The sequence below is a fragment of the Marasmitruncus massiliensis genome (genome assembly GCF_900186535.1).
GTDB classification, from domain to species: Bacteria; Bacillota; Clostridia; order Oscillospirales; family Ruminococcaceae; genus Anaerotruncus; species Anaerotruncus massiliensis_A.
In genome coordinates this window covers 24,235-47,536 of the sequence record NZ_FYDE01000003.1, presented here as the reverse complement: position 1 = coordinate 47,536, position 23,302 = coordinate 24,235, and the positions used below count along the sequence as shown (strand labels likewise).

The window sequence follows — 23,302 nt, the reverse complement described above, 5'->3', positions numbered from 1 at the left end:
TGAGTTACCCCATACCCGGATGCTCAGGGCATCCATTACAGCATGGTGTCAAAGAATTCGATCGTCTTCGAATCCTCTTTCAGCGTCACAATCGCCTTCTTGAAAGAAGGGCGGTAGCCGCCGGTCTGACCCATTCTCTTATAGCGGCCGCGGCAGTTAACCGTGTTAATCTTTGCGACCTTGGTGCCGGGGAACAGCGCCTCGACAGCCTTGACGATTTCAATCTTGTTGGCGTCTTTTGCAACTTTGAAAGTGTACTTTCTGAGCTGCACGTTCGCCATGGAAGCCTCGGTGATCACCGGGGTAAGGATGATATCCTGCGGTGCTTTCATTATGCGTACACCTCCTCGAGTTTGGCAACAGCATCTTTCGCAACAATGAACTTGCCGCAGTTTACGAGGTCGTAAACGTTGATGGTGTTGACCAGAGCGGTTTTCACGCCGGGGATATTTGCCGCGCTTTTCACCAACTGTTCGTTCATTTCGGGCATCAGAATCAGTGCTTTCTTTTCTGCGCCCAGAGCCTTGAGCATACCGACCACGGCTTTGGTCTTGTAACCTTCGACCGCAATGTTGTCCACAATAATCATGTCGCCGGTGAGCACTTTATCGGAAAAGACCGATTTGATCGCCAGACGGCGGACTTTTTTGTTGAGAGCATAGCTGTAATCTCTCGGTTTGGGGCCGAGTGCGATTCCGCCCTTTCTCCACTGGGGAGCACGGATGGAACCCTGTCTCGCATGGCCGGTACCCTTCTGTTTCCAGGGTTTGCGGCCGCCGCCGGAAACTTCTGTCCGGGTGAGCGTGGACTGTGTGCCCTGGCGCTGATTGGCAAGGTAGTTTACAACAACCTGATGTACCACCGTCGGGTTGGGCGTGATACCGAAGACGAAATCAGAAAGCTCCATCTCCGAAACGACTTTGCCGGCCATATCATATACATTAACCTTTGGCATTGTGTGTATCCTCCTTCCCTTACGCCTTAACGCTATCGGTGATGCAGATCAGGCCGCCCTTGGCGCCCGGAACAGCTCCCTTAATAGCAATAAGATTGTTTTCAACGTCAACCTTGACGATTTCAAGATTCTGAACAGTGACGCGCTCAGCACCCAGATGTCCGGGGAGCTTTTTGCCCTTCATAACCCTTGACGGGTCGGAGCACGCACCCAGCGAGCCCTGATGTCTCGCTACCGGGCCGGTACCGTGGGTTTCTTTCAGGCGTCCGAAATTGTAACGCTTGATAACGCCTGCGTAGCCTTTACCTTTGGAAGTTCCGACCACATCCACTGCGTCACCCGCAGCGAAAGCGTCAGCCTTGATCAGATCGCCCACATTCAGCGTGGAACAGTCCTCCAGGCGGAACTCTTTGAGTGTTCTCTTGTTGGCAACATCGGCCTTCGCGAAATGTCCCTTCTGCGGTTTGTTGCAGGCTTTGTCGCTGATGTCTCCGAAACCGATCTGCACAGCTTCATAGCCGTCGTTTTCGGTTGTCTTCTTCTGGACGACAACGCAGGGGCCAGCTTCAATGACAGTCACAGGGATCACTTTGCCGCTTTCGTTAAAAAGCTGGGTCATGCCGATCTTTTTGCCTACGATGCACTTTTGCATACCTTTCTTTACCTCCTACGGTTATTGGTTGGCACTGGGCCAACTTGACCTGACGGCGAATCCGTCGTCGGGGTTTCTGCCTTTGCCGAAGAAATTAAAGTTTGATTTCAATCTCAACGCCGGCAGGAAGTTCAAGCCCTGTCAGAGCTTCCACAGTCTTATTGGAAGGTCTGAGAATGTCGATGAGCCTCTTGTGGGTTCTCATCTCAAACTGCTCACGGCTGTCCTTGTACTTATGAACAGCGCGCAGAATGGTGACGATCTCCTTCTCGGTCGGAAGGGGAATCGGTCCGGACACGCGCGCGCCTGTACGCTTCGCTGTCTCCACGATCTTTTCCGATGCCGAATCAACAAGCTGATGATCGTAACCTTTGAGCCTGATCCTGATTTTTTCCTTGACTGCCACTTAACATCGCCTCCTTACAGTTTCCACATGGCGACGCTTTAAGAACTGATATTACCTGCACACCCCACCGGGTGTTCCGCAGATGAGCATACAAAAAATCCGGTAAACTTTCGTTTATCCGGACTTTATACCGCTCACGGATTTCTCCGCCAAACCGCGCTGCCGCACCTTACGAAAGGCAGCAGGTTCTGTTCAGTATTAAAGTCGCCCGGTTTAAAATCGGACATACTCCGCGGAAATTCCCCACCGCAAAGGGTGGCCACCTCCCGCATCAACGCATATCTTGTGCAGTCACGCTTAAGTATAATACCATACAGCGTTTCGTAATGCAAGTATTTTTTTAAAAAAATCATAAAAATCTTCAGTAGAATTCCGGGATGGCTTTATCTGCCGGTTTGCTTGCAGCTTAAGCGGAAACGGGGTGCGGCGGACGTGCCGCCGCGCCCCGTTTTAAAGGTATTTTGTCCCAGTTTTTCCTGTTTAATACGCTTTGCCCCAGATAATGCTGGTTTTCGCGGGCTTTCCGCAGATCGGGCAGACATCTGAAAGATGTTCCTGCTCGAACGGCATGCAGCGGGAGGTCAGGCCCGCATCTTCCTTCACCTTCAGCTCGCAGGCTTCGTCCCCGCACCACATGGTTTTAAAGAACCCGCTTTTGCAGGCGGCCAGTTCCTTCAGCTCATCGAACGTCAGGGCGGTATAGGTGCGCGCCTCGCGGTTGGCAAGCGCCTTATCGTAGAGGCCGTCGTGTACCGCCCGCAGCAGTTCGGGCACACGGGCTTCCAGCTCGTCCAGGGATACAATCGTCTTCTCCCGGTTGTCGCGGCGCACCAGCACGCACTGGTTGGATTCAATGTCCCGGGGGCCCATCTCCAGGCGCAGCGGCACGCCCTTCATCTCATACTCCGAGAACTTCCATCCGGCGGAGTTGTCGCTGTCGTCGATCTTTGCGCGGCAGATTTTTTTCAGCCGCTCGGTAACCTCATTCGCTTTCTCCAGCACACCCTCTTTATGCTGCGCAATCGGCAGCACAATGACCTGAATCGGCGCAATGTCGGGCGGCAGGACAAGGCCGTTGTCATCGCCGTGGGTCATGATGATCGCGCCGATGATACGGGTGGACAGCCCCCACGAGGTCTGATGCGGATACTGGGGCTTGTTGTCGCGCCCCTGGAAGGTGATATCGAACGCCCGCGCAAACCCGTCGCCGAAATAGTGGGAAGTTCCGGACTGGAGCGCTTTGCCGTCATGCATCATCGCTTCGATCGTATAGGTTGCCTCCGCACCGGCAAACTGCTCCTTCTTCGTCTTGCGGCCCTTGGTGACCGGGATGGCGAGAGATTTTTCACAGAAATCCGCATAGACATTCAGCATCCGCTCGGTTTCCTCCAGTGCCTCCTCCCCGGTTTCATGCATGGTGTGGCCTTCCTGCCAGAGGAACTCACAGGTGCGCAGGAACGGACGGGTGGTTTTTTCCCAGCGCACAACGGAACACCACTGGTTATATAGTTTGGGCAGATCACGGTAGGACTTAATGATTTTCGCGTAGTGTTCACAGAACAGTGTTTCCGACGTAGGACGGACACAGAGACGTTCGGCAAGCTTTTCGCTGCCGCCGTGAGTAACCCACGCCACCTCCGGCGCAAACCCTTCCACGTGATCCTTTTCCTTTTGCAGCAGGCTTTCGGGGATAAACATCGGCATATAGACATTTTCGTGCCCCGTCTCTTTAAAACGGGCATCCAGCAGATGCTGGATGTTTTCCCAGATCGCATACCCGTAGGGGCGGATCACCATGCAGCCGCGAACCGTGGAATAGTCAATGAGGTCGGCTTTCTTCACAATGTCCGTATACCACTTTGCGAAATCCTCCTCCATGGAGGTGATCGCTTCCACCATCTTTTTCTGATCGGCCATATTAACAACAAACTCCTTTTTGTCCGGCTGCGCCACAACAACAAAGCTGCCGCCCGCCGGCTTTTGCACGAACACCTGCCCTGACAGTATAAAACAGGCCCCGCATTTGGTTCAGATGTTCCTATCATAACGAATCGGCAGAGAAAATGCAAGGGAATCAGGCAGCAGATGCCCGTCCCCAATAAACAGAAAGGGCAGAGGGACACCCCTCTGCCATACCTTTCTCAATGTGTCCGCCGAATTAGTCCTGTGTTTCTTCGATATACTTGACGATATCGCCGACAGTCTTAATATTTTCAATTTCTTCGTCAGGGATTTCGCAATCAAATTCTTCTTCCAGGCTCATGACGAGATCTACAATGTCCAGAGAATCCGCCCCCAGATCATTCTGGATGCTCGCATCCATGGTAACAGCCTCTTCCTCAACGTCCAGCTGATCCACAAGAATTTCCCTAACCTTTTCAAATACCATAACCGTTTCCTCCTAATATTATATGAAATGGCCTTATTCACTGATTAAAGAGCGTCCGCATGCACTATTCTGTGAACTCTCCAATCTTACGGAACTTATAATACCTGTTTTCCAGCAGTTTGGCAATAGGTATTTCCAGATATTTTTGGATTGTTTTCAAAATGTATGCAGATATGTTTGCGGCCGCTGTTTCATGGTCCATATGAGCCCCTTCGCCCGGCTCCGGAATGACCGCATCCGCGACTCCGAGCTCCATCAAATCCTCCGCCGTAATGCGCATGATATTGGCGGCTTCCTCTTCCCGCTTCGCGTCTTTCCAGAGGATGGACGCGAAGCCGCGCGGAGAGATCACCGAATAGATTGCGTTCTGCATCATGGCAAGCTCGTCGCAGACTCCGAGCGCAAGTGCCCCGCCGCTGCCGCCTTCACCGAGGACAATCGAAATGACCGGCGTCTCCAGCTCCATAAATTCCATCAGGTTGCGGGCAATCGCCTCGCCCTGCCCGCGCTCTTCGGCTCCCACGCCGCAGAACGCGCCCGGGGTGTCGATGAAGCAAATCACGGGGCGGTGAAATTTTTCAGCCTGTCTGGCAAGACGCAGCGCCTTGCGGTAGCCTTCCGGATGGGGCATCGCAAAATTGGTCTGCTGGTTCTCCCTGAGGTCACGGCCTTTCACGTGCGCAATCACGGTCACCGGGATACCGCCGATGGTCGCTATTCCGCCGAGAATCGCCCCGTCGTCCCCGTAGAGGCGGTCGCCGTGCAGCTCGATAAAATCTTCAAAAATGAGCGGGATGTAATCGCGTATGGTGGGGCGGTTTTTCTCCCGGACAATCAATAGCCTATCCCACGCTGTTTTCATCCTGCGCCGCTCCTTTCCCGCCGTGCAGCCTGAGCAGCTGGGCGATGGTTTTGCGAAGCGCGCTGCGCTCCACGATCATATCCACAAAGCCATGCTCCAGACCAAACTCCGCCGACTGGAAGTCCTCCGGCAGGCGCTGTTTTATGGTTCCTTCGATCACGCGCCTCCCGGCAAAGCCCACCAGCACCTTCGGCTCTGCGATGATGATATCGCCGAGTGACGCAAAGCTGGCGGTAACGCCTCCCGTGGTCGGGTCGGTGAGCACAGTGAGATAAAGCAGCCCCTTGCGGGAATGGCGTCCCACAGCGCCCGCCGTTTTCGCCATCTGCATGAGGGAAACGATCCCCTCCTGCATGCGGGCACCGCCGCTCGCGGTGAAAAGCACCACCGGCAGGTTCTCGTCGCCCGCCCGTTCAAACAGGCGCGCGATCTTTTCCCCCACAACCGACCCCATTGACCCCATCATGAACCGGGTATCCATCACGCCAAGTGCACACGACTGCCCCATAACGGTACAGTTCCCTGTAACCACAGCGTCGCGCAGACCGGTCTTACGACGCAGCTGAAAGGTCTTTTCGGTATAGCCTTCAAAGTCAATCGGGTTGAGGCTTTTCATATGCTTATCATATTCCGTAAATGTAAAATTATCCGCTGTAATTTCAATGCGTTCCGGTGCCGTCAGGCGGGCATGGTAGCCGCAGTTGGGGCAGATTTTCCCCGCCAGTGCAAACGCCTCCATAAATTCCACCTTGCCGCAGCGCGGGCATTTAAACATCAGATTATCCGGTATGTTCAGTCTGCCCTTCTGCTTTTCCCCGCTGTCAATCGCCGCGCGGGATTTCACCTTGGAAAATAAATCCTGTAACATCCGCCCACCTCCTGTTTCCCTGTTTATGCGCGTTTCACTCCTGTTTCATCAGACGGTCCAGAAAACCGATATCATAGCTGCCCGCCTCGAAATCGGGATTGTGCAGCAGGGAAAGCTGAAAATCGATATTGGTGTCCACACCTTCCACCAGAAATTCCGCCAGCGCCCAGCGCATCTTCATAATTGCCTCGCGTCTGGTAGGCGCGAACACAATAAGTTTCGCAATCATCGAGTCATAATACGGCGATATCGTATAACCCGCATAAACCGCGCTGTCAATGCGTACTCCCGGGCCGCCCGGCATATAGAGCGCCCGGATGACCCCCGGGGAGGGGCGGAAGTTGAGCGCTGGATTTTCGGCATTGATGCGGCATTCAATCGCATGTCCGCGCAAAACAATATCGTCCTGGCAAAGCTTCAGCGGCTCGCCCTGCGCAATGCTCAGCTGATTTTTCACAATATCTACATCGGTCACCAGTTCGGTAATCGGATGCTCCACCTGAATCCGGGTATTCATCTCCATAAAGTAGAATCTTCCGTCCCCATCCACAAGGAATTCAATCGTCCCGGCATTCTGATAGCCGGCGGCGCGCACGGCGGCCTTGGCCGCTTCACCCATCCGCCCGCGCAGTTCCGGATTCATAACCGGCGCGGGGGACGGCGCCTCCTCAATCATTTTCTGGTTGCGGCGCTGCACGGAGCAATCCCGCTCGCCCAGATGAATGACATTGCCGCGCTCATCCGCCAGCACCTGAATTTCGATATGGCGGGGGTTCTGCAGGAACTTTTCCAGATAAATGCTTCCGTCCCCGAAGCAGGCAATCGCTTCCTGCCGCGCGGCTGTAAACGCCGTTTCCAGTTCCTCCGGAGTCCGCGCAATGCGGATACCGCGGCCGCCGCCGCCCGCGGTTGCCTTTACCATGACCGGATAGCCGATGGAAGCGGCGATTTCCGCCGCCTTTTTCTCATCGGCCACAACGCCGTCTGAGCCGGGGATGACAGGCACGCCGGCATTTCTCATGGTCGCCTTGGCCTGAGCCTTATCCCCCAGCAGTTCGATGGATTCCGGCCTGGGACCAATGAATTTGACGCCGCAGGCACTGCAAAGCCGCGCGAACCGCGCATTTTCCGAAAGGAAACCGAATCCCGGATGAATGGCGTCCGCGCCGGTCTGCTCGCAGGCCGCGAGAATGGCATGCATATTCAGATAACTGTCTTTGGAGGGAGCGGGGCCGATGCAGACGCACTCATCCGCAATCTGCGCATGAAGCGCGGCTTTATCCGCGATGGAACAGACCGCAACCGTGCGCAGCCCCATTTCACGGCACGCGCGGATGATACGCACCGCGATTTCGCCGCGGTTGGCAATCAGAACTTTTGAAAACATGGCTTTCCCTCATTTATATAAATTCAAAGCGGTATCCGCGATCTTATTTCGACAGCGCGAACGTGATTTCGGCCTCCGCAGCCAGTTCTCCCCCGACGGTGGCCTTTGCGCTGCCCACGCCGAAGCTGCCGCGCAGCTTGAGCATCTCCACTTCCAGACGCACAGTGTCGCCCGGCAGAACCGGTCGGCGAAATTTCGCCTTGTCAATCTTCGCGAAAAAGGCCAGCTTTCCCTTGTTTTCCGGCAGGGACAGCACACAGACTGCGCCCGCCTGCGCGAGCATCTCAATCGTGAGCACGCCGGGCGTTACCGGATGTTCCGGGAAATGGCCCCGGAACCAAAAGGAATCCGGGGCGATATACTTATTCGCCACAACGCGTTTTCCCGGCTCCATCTCCTCAACCTCGTCAATCAGAAGGAACGGGTCGCGGTGCGGGATAATCTCCATAATCTGTTCTTTATTAAAAAGCGGCATTTCCGTCTCCTTACTCCAGCCGAATAATCGGCTGGCCGTATTCGACCGCTTCGCCGTCCTTGACCAGGATTTCGGCGACGATCCCATCCATTTCCGCGGGCACCTCGTTCATGACCTTCATGGATTCCACAATAAACGCGGTGGCTCCCTTTGCAATCCGGCATCCCGGGCTGACAAACGGCTTTTTGTCAGGAGCGCTGGCCGCGTAAAACGTTCCCACAATCGGGGAGGTCAGATAGTTTGCCTTTGCATGGCTTGCGATCGTCCCGGCTGCCGCGGCAGCGGCGCTGTCCGCCGTTACGGCGATGGCCGCCGCCTGCGCGGGGATTTGTGTGGCTGCCTGAGACGCCGCGCACTGCCCTTTGATCTTCAGCTTGAAGCCCTCGCATTCCAGGCAAAGCTCCCCGATCTTATTCTCGGCCACGCTTTTCATCAGCGCCTGAATCTGTTCCATATCGAATTCTCTACCCATGAACGCTCCTCCTATCAGCCTTCAAATTTTTTCAGCAGCAGCGACGCGTTATGCCCGCCGAAACCCATAGAATTGGAAATTGCGTATTGGATGTCCGCCTTTCGCGCGCCCTCCGTCACATAGTCAAGGTCGCAGTCCTCATCCGGCACTCGGTAACCGGCAGTCGGAGGCAGGATACCGTCCTTCAGCGCAAACGCGGTGATAATCGCCTCCACGCCGCCCGCGGCCCCCAGCATATGGCCGGTCATGGACTTCGTGGAACTGACCGCCAGATGATAGGCATGGTCTCCAAACGCATATTTGACCGCCGCGGTTTCACATTTTTCATTAAGCGGGGTCGAAGTGCCGTGGGCGTTAATGTACCCTACCTGCCCGGGGGCGATGCCCGCCTCTGCCATGGCGTTGATCATCGCGTGCCCCGCGCCTTCTCCGTCCGGGGACGGGCCGGTGATGTGGTGCGCGTCGTCGGTCGCGCCATAGCCCGCCACTTCCGCGATGACCCGCGCGCCGCGCCGTTTGGCATGCTCGTATTCTTCGAGCAGCACAAGCCCCGCGCCTTCGCCCATGACAAACCCGCTGCGTTCCTTGTCAAACGGGATGGAAAGCCTGTCGCAGTCGGTGGATTTTGTCAGCGTGTTCATATTCTGGAAGCCGGCAATCGCAAATTCATTGATCGCCGCTTCCGCCCCGCCGGCGATTACGAGATCGAGATAGCCGTGCTTGATCTTGCGATAAGCCTCGCCGATACAGTTGCCTCCCGTGGAGCAGGCGGTAACGATGGAGAAATTGTCGCCCTTAAAGCCGTATTCGATCGCAATCTGTCCGGCTGCCATATTGGAAATCATCATCGGCACCAGAAAAACAGATACCCTGTCCGGGCCTTTTTCCATAAATTTCGCATGCTCAGACACGGTTGTGTCGAATCCGCCGATGCCGCTTCCCACGATGACGCCCGCACGGAACGGGTCTATCCCGGAGAGATCGCCCGCATGCTCCATCAGTTCTTTGGCTGCCGCCATTGCAAACTGGGTGTAACGGTCCATCCGGCGCGCTTCCTTCTTATTCAGTCCCATAGCCGCGGGATCCCAGTCCTTTATTTCGGCGGCGCATTTTACCTCCAGCCGGGAGGCGTCAAACGAAGTAATCGGCGCAAAGCCATGCCGCCCCTGCACAATGCTCTCCCAGAGGGTTTGTGTATTCAGTCCGACCGGCGTCACAGCGCCTGCCGAGGTGATGACGACTCGTTTCATATCGTGTAATCTCCCTATATCTTGATCTATCCGCTCTGCGGCGGATCGCTTTCCCGTCGCCCAGCGGCATCGGGATATGTGTATATCCAATGACATTGTTACATGATAATGCCGCCGTCAACGCTGAGCACCTGCCCGGTGATATAGCCGGCTCTGTCGCCCGCGAGGAAGCAGACTGCATCCGCCACATCCTCCGGCCTGCCCACACGCCTGAGCGGGATTGCGGCCAGCATGCTTTCCTTCACCTTTTCAGGCAGCTTCTCGGTCATCTCTGTGCCGATACAGCCCGGCGCAACCGCGTTAACCGTGATGTTCCGTCCACCCAGCTCTTTCGCCGCCGCATAGGTCATACCCACAATTGCAGCCTTGGAGGCGGCGTAGTTGAGCTGTCCGGGATTTCCGTAAAGCCCTACCACGGAGGTGATGTTGATGATGCGCCCTTCCCGCTGCTTCATCATGATGGGGGTTACCAGACGCATCATATTGAAAACGCTTTTCTGGTTCGCGGCAATGACATCGTCATACTGCTCCTCGCTCATGCGGGCGATTAGCCCGTCGCGGGTGATTCCTGCGTTGTTGACCAGCACGTCGATGCGGGTAAACTGTGTTACAACCTTACGTACCATCTCGTCGCACTCGCCCAGGCTGGAGACATCCGCTGTGAAGCAGTCGGCATCCACGCCGTACTTCATACATTCTGCGGCAACTTCGCGCGCCGCGGGAACAGAATTCTCATTGCGGCAGTTGATTGCAACATCAAAGCCGTCCTTTGCCAGCGCAATCGCGATTGCACGGCCGATTCCCTGTTTTGCCCCGGTTACCAAAGCCACCTTACGCAATCGTAACGCCCCTTTCCTGCAAAAGATTTTTGAGCAGGGCCTCGCTGTCCTTCATCAGTTTCTCAATGATGACCGCTGCCGGTGCGATCTGGCACACGAGTCCTGCGATCTGTCCCGCCATAAAGGTCCCGTTGTCCTCGTCCCCTTCGACAACCGCTTTGCGCAGGGAACCCACGGTGCGGGCCTCGTACGCCTCGCGGTCGAGCTCTTCCTCATGCTCCAGTTTCAGCAGGCTACGGGTGAGTTTATTCTTGAGGCAGCGGACGGGAGCGCCGCTTGCACGCCCGGTCACCACCGTATCGGTATCCTTCGCTTCGACGATCATCCGTTTGAAGTTGTCATGCGCCGGGCTTTCGTCTGCACAGACGAAGATGGTCCCGCATTGCACCCCGCAGGCTCCCAGCGCGATCGCCGCCGCAACGCCGCGCGCGTCGGCAATGCCCGGCGCGATCGCCGCCGCAACGCCGCGCGCGTCGGCAATGCCGCCCGCCGCGATAACCGGAATGGAAACCGCGTCCGCCACCTGCGGAATCAGCGCCATTGTGGTCAGCTCGCCGATATGCCCTCCCGATTCGGTCCCCTCAGCAATCACAGCGTCCGCGCCTGCGCGCTCCATGCGCTTCGCAAGCGCCGCCGACGGCACCACGGGAATCACCTTGATGCCGGCAGCCTTCCACATATCCATATATTTTCCAGGGTTGCCCGCCCCGGTCGTAATCACTTTCACACCCTGCTCCACACAGATGCGGGCAATGTCGTCCGCATAAGGGCTCATTAGCATAATGTTGACGCCGAACGGTTTCTTTGTCAGGGACTTCGCTTCGCGGATCCAGTTTTCCACCACTTCACCGGGCGCGTTTGCTGCCCCGATCAGCCCGAGTCCGCCGGCCTCGGAAACCGCCGCCGCCAGTTTTGCATCCGCGACCCATGCCATACCGCCCTGTATCACCGGATACTCAATGCCCAGCAGCTCGGTCAGTTTTGTTTTGATCATCCTTAAATCCTCCCAACCGGTTTTTGTCAGTATTGTTTACCATTCAAAGACTGCCGCGCCGTAAGTCAGTCCGGCGCCGAACCCGACCGCACAGAGCAGGTCCCCGCGTTTCAGCTTTCCGCTTTCCGCCAGTTCGTCCAGCGCAATGGGGATGCTGGCGGACGAGGTGTTGCCGGTATGCGCGATGGTGAGCCATGCTTTTTCCATCGGCATACCAATATTCTTCATGGCCGCCTGCACGATGCGGGCGTTTGCCTGATGCGGTATAATATAAGCAAGATCTTCTTCTTTGACGCCCGCTTTGACACAGGCATTATGAACCGCCTCCGGCATGGTTTTGGTAGCGAACTTATAAACTTCCCGCCCGTTCTGCCAGAGATGCCCCGGCTTGATATCGGTCGAGCTGATGTCGTTCAATTCCTCCGGCATAGCGCTGAACGGCGAAGCCGGCGGCGGGTTTTTACAGAAGATCAGGCCGTATCCGGAACCGTCCGACCCCAGGCATGAGGCGTACCGTTTTTCTTCGGCGCGCACGACACAAGCCCCGGCGCCGTCACCGAAAAGGACACAGGTGGTCCTGTCGGCAAAATCGGTCAGACGGGAGAGCATCTCCGAGCTGACAACCAGCGCTGTTTTGGCACCGCCGCAAACCAACTGGTTCCGGGCAAGATCAAGTGCGTAGACAAAACCGCTGCAAGCCGCGTTTATGTCAAAGCAGTACGCGTGGGACGCGCCGATTGCGTGCTGTACCACGCACGCCATAGATGGCGTCTGGTAGTCCGCCGTTACGGTTGTGCCGATAATCAAGTCAATCTCTTCCGCTTTGACACCCGCTTTGTCAAGCGCCGCCTGCGCCGCGTATGCGCCCATGCGCCAAGTGGTTTCCCCGTCGGCAAAATGCCGTTTGGAGATTCCCGTCCGGGTGGAAATCCATTCATCCGATGTTTCAATGAAAGCTGTAAACTCCTCATTGGACACAACTCTGTCGGGCAGATACCGCCCTGTTCCCAGTATGCTGATTCCTGTCATGCGCAACTCCTGACCTGTATGGCATTTTTTGCTTGCAAGGCCAAATGTTTCTGTGGTATACTGAAGCAAGTAAAAAATGTAACAATTGTTATATTTACGATTATAATACCGTTAAATCGTCTAGGTTGTCAACTATAAATTTATGAATAATTTTGAAATGAGGATCAAAAATGAAAAAAACAGCCTTTTTGTGCAGCGGCCAGGGCTCGCAGTATGCCGGCATGGGGAAAGAACTCTTCGATCAGTTCACCTCTGCAAGGCGTGTTTATGAGTGCGGCAGCGATATTCTGGGCTTTGACCTCGCAAAGAGTTCCTTTGAAGGCTCCGATGCTGATCTGGCACCCACCGGAGTTTCTCAGCCCGCTATTTTCGCCGTATCAATGGCCGCCTATTATGCGGCACTGGAATTCTGTGAACCGGGCGCCTTCGCCGGGCACTCGCTGGGCGAATATGCGGCGCTGACCGCAGCGGGGGCTTTTTCGCTGGAAAACGGGTTTCGTGTGATCAGCGCGAGAGCCGCCGCCATGCAGCGTGCAGCCGACGAAAACCCCGGGAGCATGTTTGCCATTCTCGGCAGCGACGAAGCCACCGTCGCGCAGGTCTGCGCGGAGACGGAAGGCTATGTCCTGCCGGTCAATTACAACAGCCTGAACCAGACTGTTATCGCGGGGGAAGTGGAAGCCGCGCAGAAGGCCGCTGACGCCCTGCTTGCAAAAGGCGCGAAAAAAGCGGTTAAGCTGGCTGTCTCCAGCGCGTTCCATTCCAGAATGATGGCTTCCGCCGCCGAGGAATTAAAGGAGCGTATGGCGGGTATCCCGATCTCCGCGCCGGAAAAGCCGTTTTATTCCAACGTCACCGGAAAACTCCTGGAACCTGGAACCGATCTGCCCGCTTATCTGGCGCGGCACCTTGTATCGCCGGTACGCTTTCATGAAGAGGTTTCCGTCATGCTGGGCGACGGAATCACCCGTTTTGTCGAGCTTGGCCCCAACAAGGTGCTTGCCACACTGGTCAAGCGCAGTTTTGAACAGGCGGAGGCTTACAATGTGGAAAACCTGAAAACGTTGGAAAAGGCCCGCGCCGCTTTCGCGCAGAACGAATGAATTCCTGCTCCGTCCGACAGAAGGCAGGAATCAAAAGGAGCATACATATGCAGCAGTATGAGTTAATCGGTTACCCGCTTGGGCACAGCCTTTCCCCCGAAATCCACCGTGCGCTCTTTGCCCTGGACGGTATTGAGGCCGACTACAGGCTGGACTCTTTTCCTCCCGGGGAGCTGGATGCCCATCTGCCCGATCTGAAAAGGCTCGCCGGATTCAACGTCACCATTCCCTATAAGCAAGCCGTTATCCCCGCGCTGGAAGAGCTCGCGGGCGGCGCACTGCTGTACGGCTCGGTAAACACCGTCAGCTGCAGGGACGGGATTCTCATCGGCTACAACACCGACTGCACGGGTTTTCTACGCACCATGTCCGCGCATCATTTTTCACTCAAGACCTCCGTCTGCGTTTTGGGCGCAGGCGGCGTCGGGCGGATGTTCGCCATTGAAAGCGCGCGTCAGGGCGCGCAGGTTACTGTGGCCGTCCGGAAAAGCGGCAGGGAAAAAGCGAACGGGCTGGCCCGTGAGATCAGGGAAAAGCTGGGCTGTGAAATTACAGTCTGCGACATTGACCGGCCGGGCGGCCCTTACGGGCTGGTAATCAACGCCACCCCTGTCGGCATGTCTCCCAACACAGGGGTTTCGCCTGTGACCGCAGCAATCTTCAGCGGTACCGACGCTGTTTTCGACTGCATCTACAACCCGGCGGAAACCAGGCTGCTGAAAGAAGCCCGTCTGGCCGGCTGCCGGGTTGCCGGCGGAATGGACATGCTGGTCTGGCAGGCCGCGGCTGCCCATGAAATCTGGAACGGCAGCCATTATGAGGATGCACAGATGGCAGGAATCATTGCGCAAATGAATGAAATTCTAGCTGCGAAGGAAGACGCCCAATGAAAAATCTGATTCTCTGCGGCTTTATGGGCTGTGGAAAAACCACCATAGGGTTCCGTCTGGCACGACTGCTTTCGATGGAGTACATAGACCTCGATACAGAACTGGAGCAGACAGCGGGACTATCTATTCCTGACATTTTTTCCCGGTTCGGCGAAGATTATTTCCGCGATCTTGAGCATCAGGCAGTAGCGGGACTGGCAAAGCGGATCAACTGTGTGGTATCCACCGGTGGAGGTGCGCTGACCTTCGCGCGCAACATGGAAGCAATCGACCCTCTTGATACCGTTATTTTTCTGGACACGCCTTTTGAGGTCTGCTATGGCCGTATTAAAGACAGCGGCCGCCCCATTGTGTGCTCCACAACGCAGGAACAGCTCCGCGGCCTGTTCGATCAGAGGCGCGCCGCCTATCTTTCCGCGTCCACGTTCCGAGTGGACGGATCACTGCCGGCCGACGAGGCGGCTCAGGCGATCATCACAATGCTAAACCTTTCATAAGACTGTAGAGGAAAAGGCATCCCGCGAAAACGGGATGCCTTTTCCTTATTGATGTTCCTTGTTGAGAATCAATACAGCCATGACGCCATATAAAGCCGCAATCACGGCGGCTGCGGTGACCAGTGCCACCACGGCAACGCCGCGCCACGGGTTGAACACGCGGTATTCTCTCAGCATAGGATTACTTGTTCAGGTTTGCTTCCAGTTTGGTAAGCTCCTCGGAGAGTTTCTTCGGCAGCTTGTCGCCAAACTTGGCATAGAATTCGTGGATGCCCTTGGCTTCTTCTTTCCAAAGATCCTTGTCGACATTCAACAGGCCCTTCAGGGTTCCCAGATCGATGTCGAGTCCGTCAAGGTCGATATCCTCCGGCTTCGGCTCGTAACCGATCGGGGTCTCCACCGCGTCGGCCTTGCCTTCGCAGCGGTTGACAATCCAGTTCAGGACACGCATGTTGTCGCCGAAGCCCGGCCAGATAAAGTGGCCTTCGTCGTCGGTGCGGAACCAGTTGACGTTGAAGATCTTCGGAGCTTTATCGCCCAGTTTTTCGCCCATCTCAAGCCAGTGTGCAAAATAGTCGCCCATATGGTAACCGCAGAACGGCAGCATTGCCATCGGGTCGCGGCGGACAACACCGACAGCGCCGGCGGCGGCAGCGGTGGTCTCGGAAGCCATGGTGGAGCCTACGAACACGCCATGCTGCCAGTCTCTGGACTGGTAAACCAGCGGAGCGGTCTTCGCACGGCGGCCGCCGAAGATGATTGCGGAAATAGGCACGCCCTGAGGATTGGCAAACTCAGAGGAAATGCAGGGGCAGTTGATTGCCGGAGCGGTGAAGCGGGAGTTCGGATGAGCGCCCTTGGAGCCATCGGTGCAATCCCATTTTTCGCCCTTCCAGTTGAGCGCGTTCTTAGGCGGGTTCTTATCAAGACCCTCCCACCAAACGGTGTTGTTATCCAGATTATGCACAACATTGGTGAAGATGGTGTTCTTCTTGGTGGATTCCAGCGCGTTGGGGTTGGACTTGACATTGGTTCCCGGCGCAACACCGAAGAAGCCGTTCTCGGGGTTGATAGCCCAGAGTCTGCCGTCCGGTCCGATGCGCAGCCATGCGATATCGTCGCCGACCGTCCAGACCTTGTAGCCCAGTTCCTGGAAATGCTTCGGGGGAATCAGCATGGCCAGATTGGTCTTGCCGCAGGCGGATGGGAATGCAGCGCAGACATATTTGACTTCGCCTTTCGGATTTTCAAGGCCTAGAATGAGCATATGCTCTGCCATCCAGCCCTCGTTCTTCGCCTGATAGGAAGCGATACGGAGTGCAAAGCACTTTTTGCCGAGCAGAACGTTGCCGCCGTAGCCGGAGTTGACAGACCAGATGGTGTTGTCCTCAGGGAAGTGGACAATGTATCTGTTTTCTTCCTCCAGCTTTGCTTTGGAGTGCAGGCCGCGGACAAAATCATTGGAAGTGTCGCCCAGCTGGTCGAAAGCAGCCTGGCCCATTCTGGTCATGATATCCATGTTCAGAACAACATAGGTGGAATCGGTCAGCTCAACGCCCACTTTGGAGAACGGAGAACCGATCGGGCCCATGCAGTAAGGGATAATATACATGGTTCTGCCCTTCATGCAGCCGTCAAACAGTGTGCGCAGCTTGCTGTACATCACCTGTGGGTCTTCCCAGTTATTGGTCGGGCCTGCATCTTCCTTCTTTCTGGAGCAGATATAGGTTCTTCCTTCCACACGGGCAACGTCGTTGATTGCGGTTCTGTGAATCAGGCAGCCGGGGAGCAGTTCCTCGTTGAGTTCTTCCATTTCGCCGGTGGAAATAGAAAGGTTGCGAAGTTCTTTCAGCTGAGCTTCGCTGCCGTCAATCCAGACAACTTTATCGGGTTTGACAAGCGCTTTCATTTCCTCAATCCAGCTGAGGACGTTCTTGTTGTTGGTCATCTTGTTTACTCCTCTCAGTATATTGAAATTTAAGATAAAACAAATAGACGAAAAAATCCAATTGCTTCCTTTTCTGCCGGAAGTTAGTCGAAATTTTTCACAAATAACATTATAACGGATATTTTGTAAAAATGCAATCCTTTTTTTGTTAAAATTCCATCAATTTTTGAATGATGCGGACCGCCCTCCTGCAAATACAGTTTGCCATCTTGCTTCGTTCATTATAAATGTTTCTGGTTTCAGGCAAATTTACTTCCATTTTTCCTGCCAATATAGTTTCGTTCGCAAAAAAATGCAGGATTTCATTCTGATTTCCTGCGTTTTCCTGCGCAGGCGATGCTAAAATTGCGTTTCAATATCTTTGGATGCCGCGGCATTGAGGTCAAGGCCCGCAGGCGGGTATTTCAGCTGCTCATAATAGGCCTGTGCGCCGATCATTGCGGCATTGTCTCCGCAAAGGGCAAGCGGCGGCAGAAACAGCTCATATCCGTTGCTCGCGCACATCTCCTCCAGCCGCCTGCGCAGGCCGCTGTTAGCCGAAACGCCTCCCGCAGCCGCGATGGTTCTGCATCCCAAGTCGCGGGCCGCAGCCTCCAGGTGGTCTACAAGGATTTCACAGATCGTGCGCTGGAACGATGCCGCCAATGAGTCGGTATCAATGCTTTCGCCTTTCTGTTCGGTGTTGTGCAGCAGATTGATGACAGCCGTCTTTAACCCCGAAAAGCTGAAATCGTAGAGCGAACCCTCCACACGGGGCTTGGGCAGCTTATACATTCTGTCGTCGCCTTTTTGAGCCGCACGGTCAATCGACACGCCGCCCGGATAGGGGAACCCCATCGCGCGCGCGGATTTGTCGAACGCCTCGCCGGCCGCGTCATCCCGGGTACGCCCGAGCACGTGATAGTCTGTATAATCCCGCACCTCCACAATATGGCTGTGTCCTCCGGACACTACCAAGCATAAAAAAGGAGGCTTCAGATCAGGGTGCGCCAGGTAATTCGCCGCGATGTGTCCGCGAATATGATGCACCGGAATCAGCGGCTTATGCGCGGCCATTGCCAGCCCCTTGGCATAATTAACCCCGACCAGCAGCGCCCCGATCAGCCCCGGAGCCGCCGTGACCGCGACCGCGTCCACATCGCCAAGCGCACAGCCCGCCTCGTCCAGCGCGCCCTGCACCACCTGCACAATATTTTCCGTATGCCTGCGCGAAGCGATTTCCGGCACGACGCCGCCATATTTTCTGTGCTCCGCAACCTGCGTATTGATCACGGACGAGCAGACCTTCCGCCCATCCTCAACGACCGCCGCCGCGGTCTCGTCGCAGGAGCTTTCGATTGCAAGAATTTTCATCACTATGTTCCCCGCTATCCCGCCGGATTATCCTCCCGGCTGTCTATCTCTGGATAAATTTTGTCATCAGCACGGCGTCTTCCACCGGGTTCACATAGAACCGTTTCCGCCGCCCTACTTCGCCAAACCCCAATTTTTTGTAAAGCGCAATCGCGGTGGCGTTTCCTTCCCGTACTTCCAGCGTCAGAAATCCCATCCGTTTTTCCTTTGCAAACTCCACCAGCTTTTCCACCAGCGCCGTTGCGATTCCCCGCCGCCGAAATCCGCTGTCCACCGCGACATTAAACAGGTAGCCCTCGTCCATCACCCGGTGCATCCCCGCATATCCGGCCAGCCGGCCAGCCTCTTTTGCCGCCAGAAACACGGAGTTCGGATTCCGGAGTTCGGCCTCCAGAACCTGCGCGCTCCACGGCTGGGAGAAGCATTGCCTTTCCAGCGCCGCAACCTCCGGCACATCTTCCATCGTCATCACTGCAATTGTCATGTTAACCACCTGATCGTTATTTTGCCTCCAGCCAGTTTTCACCCATATTGACATCCGCCTCCAGCGGTACCTTCAGGGAAATCGCGTGCTCCATCTCCTCCTGCAGGATGATGGCGGCCATCGCGGCCTCCTCCTGCGGAGCCTCCACCAGCAGTTCGTCGTGCACCTGCAGAATCAGCTTCGCTTTCAGATGTTCCTTTTCCAGCCGTTCAAACACGCGCACCATCGCGATTTTAATAATATCCGCCGCGGTGCCCTGAATCGGCGTATTGCGCGCGACCCGTTCCCCGAACGCCTGCGTCACCTTGTTCGATGCGGCAAGCTCCGGCAGGTAGCGTCTGCGGCCGAACTTCGTCGTGACGTATCCGTTTTCACGCGCCAGCCGGATGGTCTCTTCCATATAGCGTTTGACCCCCGCATAGTGCGCCAGATAGTTCTTGATATAGCTGTCCGCCTCTGCGACGGAAACGCCGATATCCTGCGACAGGGAAAACGCGCCGATGCCGTAGACAATACCGAAATTGACCGCCTTCGCGCGGGAGCGCATGAGCGGCGTGACCATCAGCTCCGGCATCCCGAACACCTGCGCCGCCGTGGTAGTGTGGATATCCTCCCCGTTCCGGAATGCCGCAATCATATTCTGATCGTCCGCAAGGTCTGCCAGAACCCGCAGTTCAATCTGCGAATAGTCGGCGTCCAGCAGCTTCCAGCCGGGGCGCGCGCGGAAAAACCGGCGCAGCCGGCTGCCCTCTTTGGTCCGAATCGGGATATTCTGGAGGTTTGGTTCTGTCGAGCTGATGCGGCCTGTTCGGGTTTCAGTCTGCTGGAAGGTGGAACGCACCCGACCGTCCGCATCCACTACTTTGATCAGCCCGTCCACATAGGTAGATTTCAGCTTGGCCAGCTTACGGTATTCCAGAATCGACTCGATGATCGGATGCTTTCCGCGTAGGGATTCGAGGACATCCGCATTGGTGGAATAGCCGCTTTTAGTCTTTTTCTTCGCGGGGAGCATCAAATCCACGAACAGGACATCCCCCAGCTGTTTGGGCGAATTGATGTTGAATTCATGCCCCGCCATCTGATAAATGCCGTCCTGCAGTTCCTCCAGACGCTTGTCCAGATCAACCCCGTATTCCCGCAGTGCATCGGTATCCAGCGCAAAGCCTTCGTGCTCCATGGAAGCGAGCACCCTCGCCAGCGGCTGTTCGATCTCGAAAAGGAGATGATCCTGTTCGGCCCCGGCAATTAAATCGGTCAGTTTATCGAACAGCGGCGTCAGCAGCGCGCCCCGCGCCGCAAGGGACGCATAGCGCTCAGGAACCTCGCCTTCCAGCGCGCATGGGGCAACTTCATACTGCGCCGCGAGCTGCTCCATCTCATAGGCCGCGCTGGTAGGGCTTAGGAGATATGCCGCCAGCTCCCCATCAAACGCAACGTTTTGTATCGTTATCTGATTTTTATACGCATACTTATAGAGCGGTTTACTGCTCCATACCCGCAGACGGACGGCGGAAACCAACAGCCGGCGTGCGGCCTCTCCGTCCAGCAGCAAAAGGGTTCCGTCCGCCGCGGCAGCCGCACCCGAAAGCTCACTGTCCGCCGAAAAATCGCAGACAACATCCACCGGCTGCCCCGCAAAATCCTCCGGCCGGATTCCATCGCAAACAATCCGGAGCGATTTGCCGGGGGACTGCGCCGTTTTGGGTGCGGCGGCGGCCTGCGCGGTGATGCCCCACTTGTTCTGCATGGTAAACATTTCAAACCGCGCGAACAGATTGGCGGCGGCCTGCTGGTCGGCAGGTTTCGGCAGATAGCTTGCCACATCGGTTTCAACCGGCACAGCGCAGCAGATGCGCGCCAGGTCGCGGCTCATATAGGCCATTTCCCTGCCGTTTTGCAATTTCGTGCGTACACCCGGTTTGATGTCGAGGGTATCAAGCTGCGCGTAAATCGCATCCAGATCGTGAAAGCGCATTATCAGGTCGAGCGCGGTCTTTTCCCCGATTCCCGCCACGCCGGGAATATTGTCGGACGCGTCTCCCATCAGCGCTTTTACATCAATGAGCTGCTCGGGCGTGACCCCGTATTTTTCCTTTACGGCATCCACATCAAACAGCGTGGACGCCGGCTGTCCCGCTTTGGTGGTTGCTAGCCGCACGCTGACCGCGCCGCCCACCAGCTGCAGGCTGTCGCGGTCCCCCGTTGCGATGACGCACTCATTCCCCGAATCTGCGGAGGATTTCGCCAGCGTGCCGAGAATATCGTCCGCCTCATAGCCCTCACAGGTAACAATCTGATAGCCCAGCGCCATCAGCAGGTCTTTGAGCGGCTGAAGCTGGGAGGCAAGTTCCTCCGGCATCCCTTTGCGCTGTGCTTTATATCCGTCATACATCTTGTGGCGGAAGGTGGGCGCCCGCAGGTCGAACGCACAGGCAACCGCATCCGGCCGCACCTCATCCAGCAGTTTAAGCAGGATGCTTAAAAACCCATAGATTCCGTTTGTGAATTCGCCGTCCTTCGTCGTCAGTGTTTTGATTCCGTAAAAAGCGCGGTTCAAAATACTGTTGCCGTCAATCGCCAGAAGTTTCATATGCGTCTCCTATCTGAACGCCATCCATTTGGCGCAAAATCAATCTGAAAATTCTTATACATACGACATTATAACACAAAACATTGCCTTACAGTCAAATTTCTGATAGTATATAGTGTGCAATTTTTAAATTTTCTTGGAGGCGCCCATGAAACTGGGAAATCTTGAACTCCCCCGCACCGCCGCGCTCGCCCCGATGGCGGGCGTTACCGACCGCGCGTTTCGCGAAATCTGCAAAAGCTTCGGCGCCGCCTATATGGTGGGCGAAATGGCATCGGCAAAGGGCATGCATTTTTCCGACCGGAAAACCGCCGCCCTGCTGGGCGTTACAGACGCGGAACGTCCCATTGCCGTGCAGCTGTTCGGCGACGAACCGGAAATTCTGGCGGAAGCGGCGATAAAAGCGCTGGACTTTCAGCCGGACGTCATTGATCTGAATATGGGCTGCCCAGCGCCGAAAATCGCCGGGAACGGCGGCGGTTCGGCGCTGATGAAAAACCCTGTCCTCGCCGGAAAAATCACCGAGGCGGTGGTGAAAGCAGTCCCTCTGCCTGTCACGGTGAAATTCCGCAAAGGCTGGGACGATGAAAACGTCAACGCTGTGGAATTTGCCCGCATGATGGAACAAAGCGGCGCGGCCGCCCTCACCGTCCACGGACGCACCCGCCAGCAGTTTTACCAGCCGCCGGTGGATCTCGACATCATCGCCGCCGTGAAGCAGGCGGTTTCGATTCCCGTGATTGGAAATGGCGATTGTGTCGATGTCCAATCCGTAATAAACATGTACGAATATACGAAATGTGATCTCGTGATGATCGGCCGCGGAGCGCTCGGCAGCCCATGGCTGTTCGAGCAGGTTGCCCGCTATCTGACCTGCGGAGAATCGGTCCCGGTTCCCACCCTTCCCGAACGGATGGCGGTCATGCTGCGCCACATCCGCCTGGTCTGCGAATACAAAGGCGAGCGGCAGGGTATGCGGGAAGTACGCAAGCACGCGGCCTGGTATATGAAGGGCATGCGCGGCGCGCCCGCTTTCCGCAAGCAGAGCGGGGAGCTCTGCACCTATGCGGACGCCGAACGGCTTGCCGCGGACGTGCTTGCCGCGAATCCTGAACAATGCTGATCAACGCTGAATATGGGAGGTCTTTTCCATGCGTCCACGTAAAAAACCAAACCTGGTACCGCGGCTGTCCCGCTGCGCTTCCGTGATCCTTCCGGTCCCAACGGACCCGAAAGAAATCCCCGCCCTCAAAGGCCATATCAGGGATGCGTTCCCCAATCCCTCCGCGCCGCTCCACCTGGAAATCGGCTGCGGCAAAGGACAGTTTATCTGTGAGCTCGCTTCCCGCAACCCCAGCGTCAATTTTCTGGCTCTTGAGCGGGAGGAAAACGTCGCGGTGGTCGCCGCCGAACGGGCGGTGGAGCTTGGGCTGCAAAATGTCCGGTTTATGCTCTGTGACGCGGAACTGCTGCCGCTGCTGATTGAAAAGGGCGAGCTTATGCAGATTTATATCAACTTCTGCGACCCCTGGCACAAACACCGCCAGTTCAAGCGCCGCCTGACCTACCGCGTGCGGCTGGAACTCTATAAAACCCTGCTGGCGGACGGCGGCGAACTGTGGTTCAAAACCGACAACTACAACCTGTTTCACTTTTCCACATTTGAATTCGAGGCAGCGATGCCGCCCTATTTCGTGACCCGTGACCTTCATAACAGCGAATATGCCATGGACAACATCATCACGGAATATGAAGCCTATTTTTCCGAACTGGGGCAGCCGATCTATGCGATCCGGGCAAAAAAACCGGCGGAACAAAACTAAAAAACAGACACAAAAGGGCGCGGGAAATATCCC

Annotated in this window: 24 protein-coding genes; 5 read left to right on the top strand and 19 right to left on the bottom strand. The window is 56.0% G+C overall.

Annotation, left to right across the window (positions count from 1 at the left end):
- Positions 1-35: 35 nt before the first annotated feature.
- The 15 genes from rplW to C1A10_RS01280 form a co-directional block, all read right to left on the bottom strand.
- Complete coding sequence (gene rplW / locus C1A10_RS01355; RefSeq protein ID WP_101908513.1) at positions 36-332, bottom strand: 50S ribosomal protein L23; 297 nt, start codon at positions 330-332, stop codon at positions 36-38.
- On the bottom strand, positions 332-955 hold the full coding sequence (rplD, locus tag C1A10_RS01350) for a 50S ribosomal protein L4 (protein WP_101908512.1): 624 nt from the start codon (positions 953-955) through the stop codon (positions 332-334). The genes rplW and rplD overlap by 1 nt, the downstream gene beginning before the upstream one ends.
- Before the next feature lie 19 nt (positions 956-974).
- Complete coding sequence (gene rplC / locus C1A10_RS01345) at positions 975-1,607, bottom strand: 50S ribosomal protein L3 (RefSeq protein ID WP_101908511.1); 633 nt, start codon at positions 1,605-1,607, stop codon at positions 975-977.
- A gap of 94 nt (positions 1,608-1,701) precedes the next feature.
- Positions 1,702-2,013 (bottom strand): 30S ribosomal protein S10, encoded by a 312-nt coding sequence (gene rpsJ / locus C1A10_RS01340; RefSeq protein WP_101908510.1) that lies wholly within the window; start codon positions 2,011-2,013, stop codon positions 1,702-1,704.
- Between the two features lie 480 nt (positions 2,014-2,493).
- Positions 2,494-3,930: a proline--tRNA ligase gene (gene proS, locus C1A10_RS01330; protein ID WP_101908985.1), complete on the bottom strand. Its 1,437-nt coding sequence runs from the start codon at positions 3,928-3,930 to the stop codon at positions 2,494-2,496.
- Between the two features lie 241 nt (positions 3,931-4,171).
- Entirely contained in the window at positions 4,172-4,402 is a 231-nt protein-coding gene (locus C1A10_RS01325; protein WP_101908508.1) for an acyl carrier protein, read from the bottom strand.
- A 64-nt stretch (positions 4,403-4,466) separates the two neighbouring features.
- Entirely contained in the window at positions 4,467-5,264 is a 798-nt protein-coding gene (locus C1A10_RS01320) for an acetyl-CoA carboxylase carboxyltransferase subunit alpha (protein WP_101908507.1), read from the bottom strand.
- Entirely contained in the window at positions 5,245-6,132 is an 888-nt protein-coding gene (accD, locus tag C1A10_RS01315; protein ID WP_101908506.1) for an acetyl-CoA carboxylase, carboxyltransferase subunit beta, read from the bottom strand. Before accD ends, C1A10_RS01320 begins: the two co-directional genes overlap by 20 nt.
- 34 nt (positions 6,133-6,166) lie before the next feature.
- Positions 6,167-7,519 carry an acetyl-CoA carboxylase biotin carboxylase subunit gene (gene accC, locus C1A10_RS01310; protein WP_101908505.1) on the bottom strand — a complete coding sequence of 451 codons (1,353 nt, stop codon included), beginning with the start codon at positions 7,517-7,519 and terminating at the stop codon, positions 6,167-6,169.
- 43 nt (positions 7,520-7,562) lie between these two features.
- Entirely contained in the window at positions 7,563-7,994 is a 432-nt protein-coding gene (gene fabZ / locus C1A10_RS01305) for a 3-hydroxyacyl-ACP dehydratase FabZ (protein WP_101908504.1), read from the bottom strand.
- 10 nt (positions 7,995-8,004) lie between these two features.
- Positions 8,005-8,466 (bottom strand): acetyl-CoA carboxylase biotin carboxyl carrier protein, encoded by a 462-nt coding sequence (gene accB, locus C1A10_RS01300; protein ID WP_101908503.1) that lies wholly within the window; start codon positions 8,464-8,466, stop codon positions 8,005-8,007.
- Between the two features lie 14 nt (positions 8,467-8,480).
- The gene (fabF, locus tag C1A10_RS01295) at positions 8,481-9,716 is read right to left on the bottom strand and encodes a beta-ketoacyl-ACP synthase II (protein ID WP_101908502.1); all 1,236 of its coding nucleotides are present in this window, start codon (positions 9,714-9,716) and stop codon (positions 8,481-8,483) included.
- Positions 9,717-9,814: 98 nt separating this feature from the next.
- Positions 9,815-10,555, bottom strand: coding sequence for a 3-oxoacyl-[acyl-carrier-protein] reductase (gene fabG, locus C1A10_RS01290; RefSeq protein WP_101908501.1), 741 nt, complete (start codon positions 10,553-10,555; stop codon positions 9,815-9,817).
- Positions 10,548-11,546 (bottom strand): nitronate monooxygenase, encoded by a 999-nt coding sequence (locus C1A10_RS01285; RefSeq protein WP_101908984.1) that lies wholly within the window; start codon positions 11,544-11,546, stop codon positions 10,548-10,550. The genes fabG and C1A10_RS01285 overlap by 8 nt, the downstream gene beginning before the upstream one ends.
- Positions 11,547-11,585: 39 nt before the next feature.
- On the bottom strand, positions 11,586-12,578 hold the full coding sequence (locus tag C1A10_RS01280) for a beta-ketoacyl-ACP synthase III (RefSeq protein ID WP_101908500.1): 993 nt from the start codon (positions 12,576-12,578) through the stop codon (positions 11,586-11,588).
- 170 nt (positions 12,579-12,748) lie between these two features.
- On the opposite strand from C1A10_RS01280, the gene C1A10_RS01275 reads away from it, so the two are divergent.
- The 3 genes from C1A10_RS01275 to C1A10_RS01265 are packed head-to-tail and all read left to right on the top strand — an operon-like array spanning position 12,749 to position 15,068.
- Complete coding sequence (locus tag C1A10_RS01275) at positions 12,749-13,681, top strand: ACP S-malonyltransferase (RefSeq protein ID WP_101908499.1); 933 nt, start codon at positions 12,749-12,751, stop codon at positions 13,679-13,681.
- Positions 13,682-13,728: 47 nt separating this feature from the next.
- Entirely contained in the window at positions 13,729-14,571 is an 843-nt protein-coding gene (locus C1A10_RS01270) for a shikimate dehydrogenase family protein (protein ID WP_180950933.1), read from the top strand.
- Positions 14,568-15,068 carry a shikimate kinase gene (locus C1A10_RS01265; RefSeq protein WP_101908497.1) on the top strand — a complete coding sequence of 167 codons (501 nt, stop codon included), beginning with the start codon at positions 14,568-14,570 and terminating at the stop codon, positions 15,066-15,068. Before C1A10_RS01270 ends, C1A10_RS01265 begins: the two co-directional genes overlap by 4 nt.
- A gap of 181 nt (positions 15,069-15,249) precedes the next feature.
- Here C1A10_RS01265 and C1A10_RS01260 read toward each other — a convergent pair whose 3' ends face one another.
- From C1A10_RS01260 to polA, 4 genes are all read right to left on the bottom strand, one after another.
- On the bottom strand, positions 15,250-17,016 hold the full coding sequence (locus C1A10_RS01260) for a phosphoenolpyruvate carboxykinase (GTP) (RefSeq protein ID WP_101908496.1): 1,767 nt from the start codon (positions 17,014-17,016) through the stop codon (positions 15,250-15,252).
- A gap of 339 nt (positions 17,017-17,355) precedes the next feature.
- Positions 17,356-18,369: a tRNA (adenosine(37)-N6)-threonylcarbamoyltransferase complex transferase subunit TsaD gene (tsaD, locus tag C1A10_RS01255; protein WP_101908495.1), complete on the bottom strand. Its 1,014-nt coding sequence runs from the start codon at positions 18,367-18,369 to the stop codon at positions 17,356-17,358.
- A 43-nt stretch (positions 18,370-18,412) separates the two neighbouring features.
- Entirely contained in the window at positions 18,413-18,853 is a 441-nt protein-coding gene (gene rimI / locus C1A10_RS01250) for a ribosomal protein S18-alanine N-acetyltransferase (protein ID WP_242968799.1), read from the bottom strand.
- Between the two features lie 16 nt (positions 18,854-18,869).
- A complete protein-coding gene (polA, locus tag C1A10_RS01245) occupies positions 18,870-21,446 on the bottom strand; it encodes a DNA polymerase I (RefSeq protein WP_101908494.1) in 2,577 nt (858 codons plus the stop codon).
- Positions 21,447-21,594: 148 nt separating this feature from the next.
- On the opposite strand from polA, the gene dusB reads away from it, so the two are divergent.
- Positions 21,595-22,569: a tRNA dihydrouridine synthase DusB gene (gene dusB / locus C1A10_RS01240; RefSeq protein WP_101908493.1), complete on the top strand. Its 975-nt coding sequence runs from the start codon at positions 21,595-21,597 to the stop codon at positions 22,567-22,569.
- A 28-nt stretch (positions 22,570-22,597) separates the two neighbouring features.
- Complete coding sequence (gene trmB, locus C1A10_RS01235) at positions 22,598-23,269, top strand: tRNA (guanosine(46)-N7)-methyltransferase TrmB (protein WP_101908492.1); 672 nt, start codon at positions 22,598-22,600, stop codon at positions 23,267-23,269.
- The last annotated feature ends 33 nt before the right edge of the window (positions 23,270-23,302 follow it).

Bases quoted from the DNA above. Each gene is read 5' to 3' on its own strand.
- accD (WP_101908506.1), bottom strand. From the start codon at position 6,132: ATGTTACAGGATTTATTTTCCAAGGTGAAATCCCGCGCGGCGATTGAC.
- polA (WP_101908494.1), bottom strand. From the start codon at position 21,446: ATGAAACTTCTGGCGATTGACGGCAACAGTATTTTGAACCGCGCTTTT.
- trmB (WP_101908492.1), top strand. From the start codon at position 22,598: ATGCGTCCACGTAAAAAACCAAACCTGGTACCGCGGCTGTCCCGCTGC.
- fabF (WP_101908502.1), bottom strand. From the start codon at position 9,716: ATGAAACGAGTCGTCATCACCTCGGCAGGCGCTGTGACGCCGGTCGGA.
- rplW (WP_101908513.1), bottom strand. From the start codon at position 332: ATGAAAGCACCGCAGGATATCATCCTTACCCCGGTGATCACCGAGGCT.
- C1A10_RS01275 (WP_101908499.1), top strand. From the start codon at position 12,749: ATGAAAAAAACAGCCTTTTTGTGCAGCGGCCAGGGCTCGCAGTATGCC.
- accB (WP_101908503.1), bottom strand. From the start codon at position 8,466: ATGGGTAGAGAATTCGATATGGAACAGATTCAGGCGCTGATGAAAAGC.
- C1A10_RS01280 (WP_101908500.1), bottom strand. From the start codon at position 12,578: ATGACAGGAATCAGCATACTGGGAACAGGGCGGTATCTGCCCGACAGA.
- rplD (WP_101908512.1), bottom strand. From the start codon at position 955: ATGCCAAAGGTTAATGTATATGATATGGCCGGCAAAGTCGTTTCGGAG.
- C1A10_RS01265 (WP_101908497.1), top strand. From the start codon at position 14,568: ATGAAAAATCTGATTCTCTGCGGCTTTATGGGCTGTGGAAAAACCACC.
- fabZ (WP_101908504.1), bottom strand. From the start codon at position 7,994: ATGCCGCTTTTTAATAAAGAACAGATTATGGAGATTATCCCGCACCGC.
- proS (WP_101908985.1), bottom strand. From the start codon at position 3,930: ATGGCCGATCAGAAAAAGATGGTGGAAGCGATCACCTCCATGGAGGAG.
- C1A10_RS01325 (WP_101908508.1), bottom strand. From the start codon at position 4,402: ATGGTATTTGAAAAGGTTAGGGAAATTCTTGTGGATCAGCTGGACGTT.
- C1A10_RS01320 (WP_101908507.1), bottom strand. From the start codon at position 5,264: ATGAAAACAGCGTGGGATAGGCTATTGATTGTCCGGGAGAAAAACCGC.
- tsaD (WP_101908495.1), bottom strand. From the start codon at position 18,369: ATGAAAATTCTTGCAATCGAAAGCTCCTGCGACGAGACCGCGGCGGCG.
- dusB (WP_101908493.1), top strand. From the start codon at position 21,595: ATGAAACTGGGAAATCTTGAACTCCCCCGCACCGCCGCGCTCGCCCCG.
- C1A10_RS01270 (WP_180950933.1), top strand. From the start codon at position 13,729: ATGCAGCAGTATGAGTTAATCGGTTACCCGCTTGGGCACAGCCTTTCC.
- rimI (WP_242968799.1), bottom strand. From the start codon at position 18,853: ATGACAATTGCAGTGATGACGATGGAAGATGTGCCGGAGGTTGCGGCG.
- rplC (WP_101908511.1), bottom strand. From the start codon at position 1,607: ATGCAAAAGTGCATCGTAGGCAAAAAGATCGGCATGACCCAGCTTTTT.
- accC (WP_101908505.1), bottom strand. From the start codon at position 7,519: ATGTTTTCAAAAGTTCTGATTGCCAACCGCGGCGAAATCGCGGTGCGT.
- C1A10_RS01260 (WP_101908496.1), bottom strand. From the start codon at position 17,016: ATGACCAACAACAAGAACGTCCTCAGCTGGATTGAGGAAATGAAAGCG.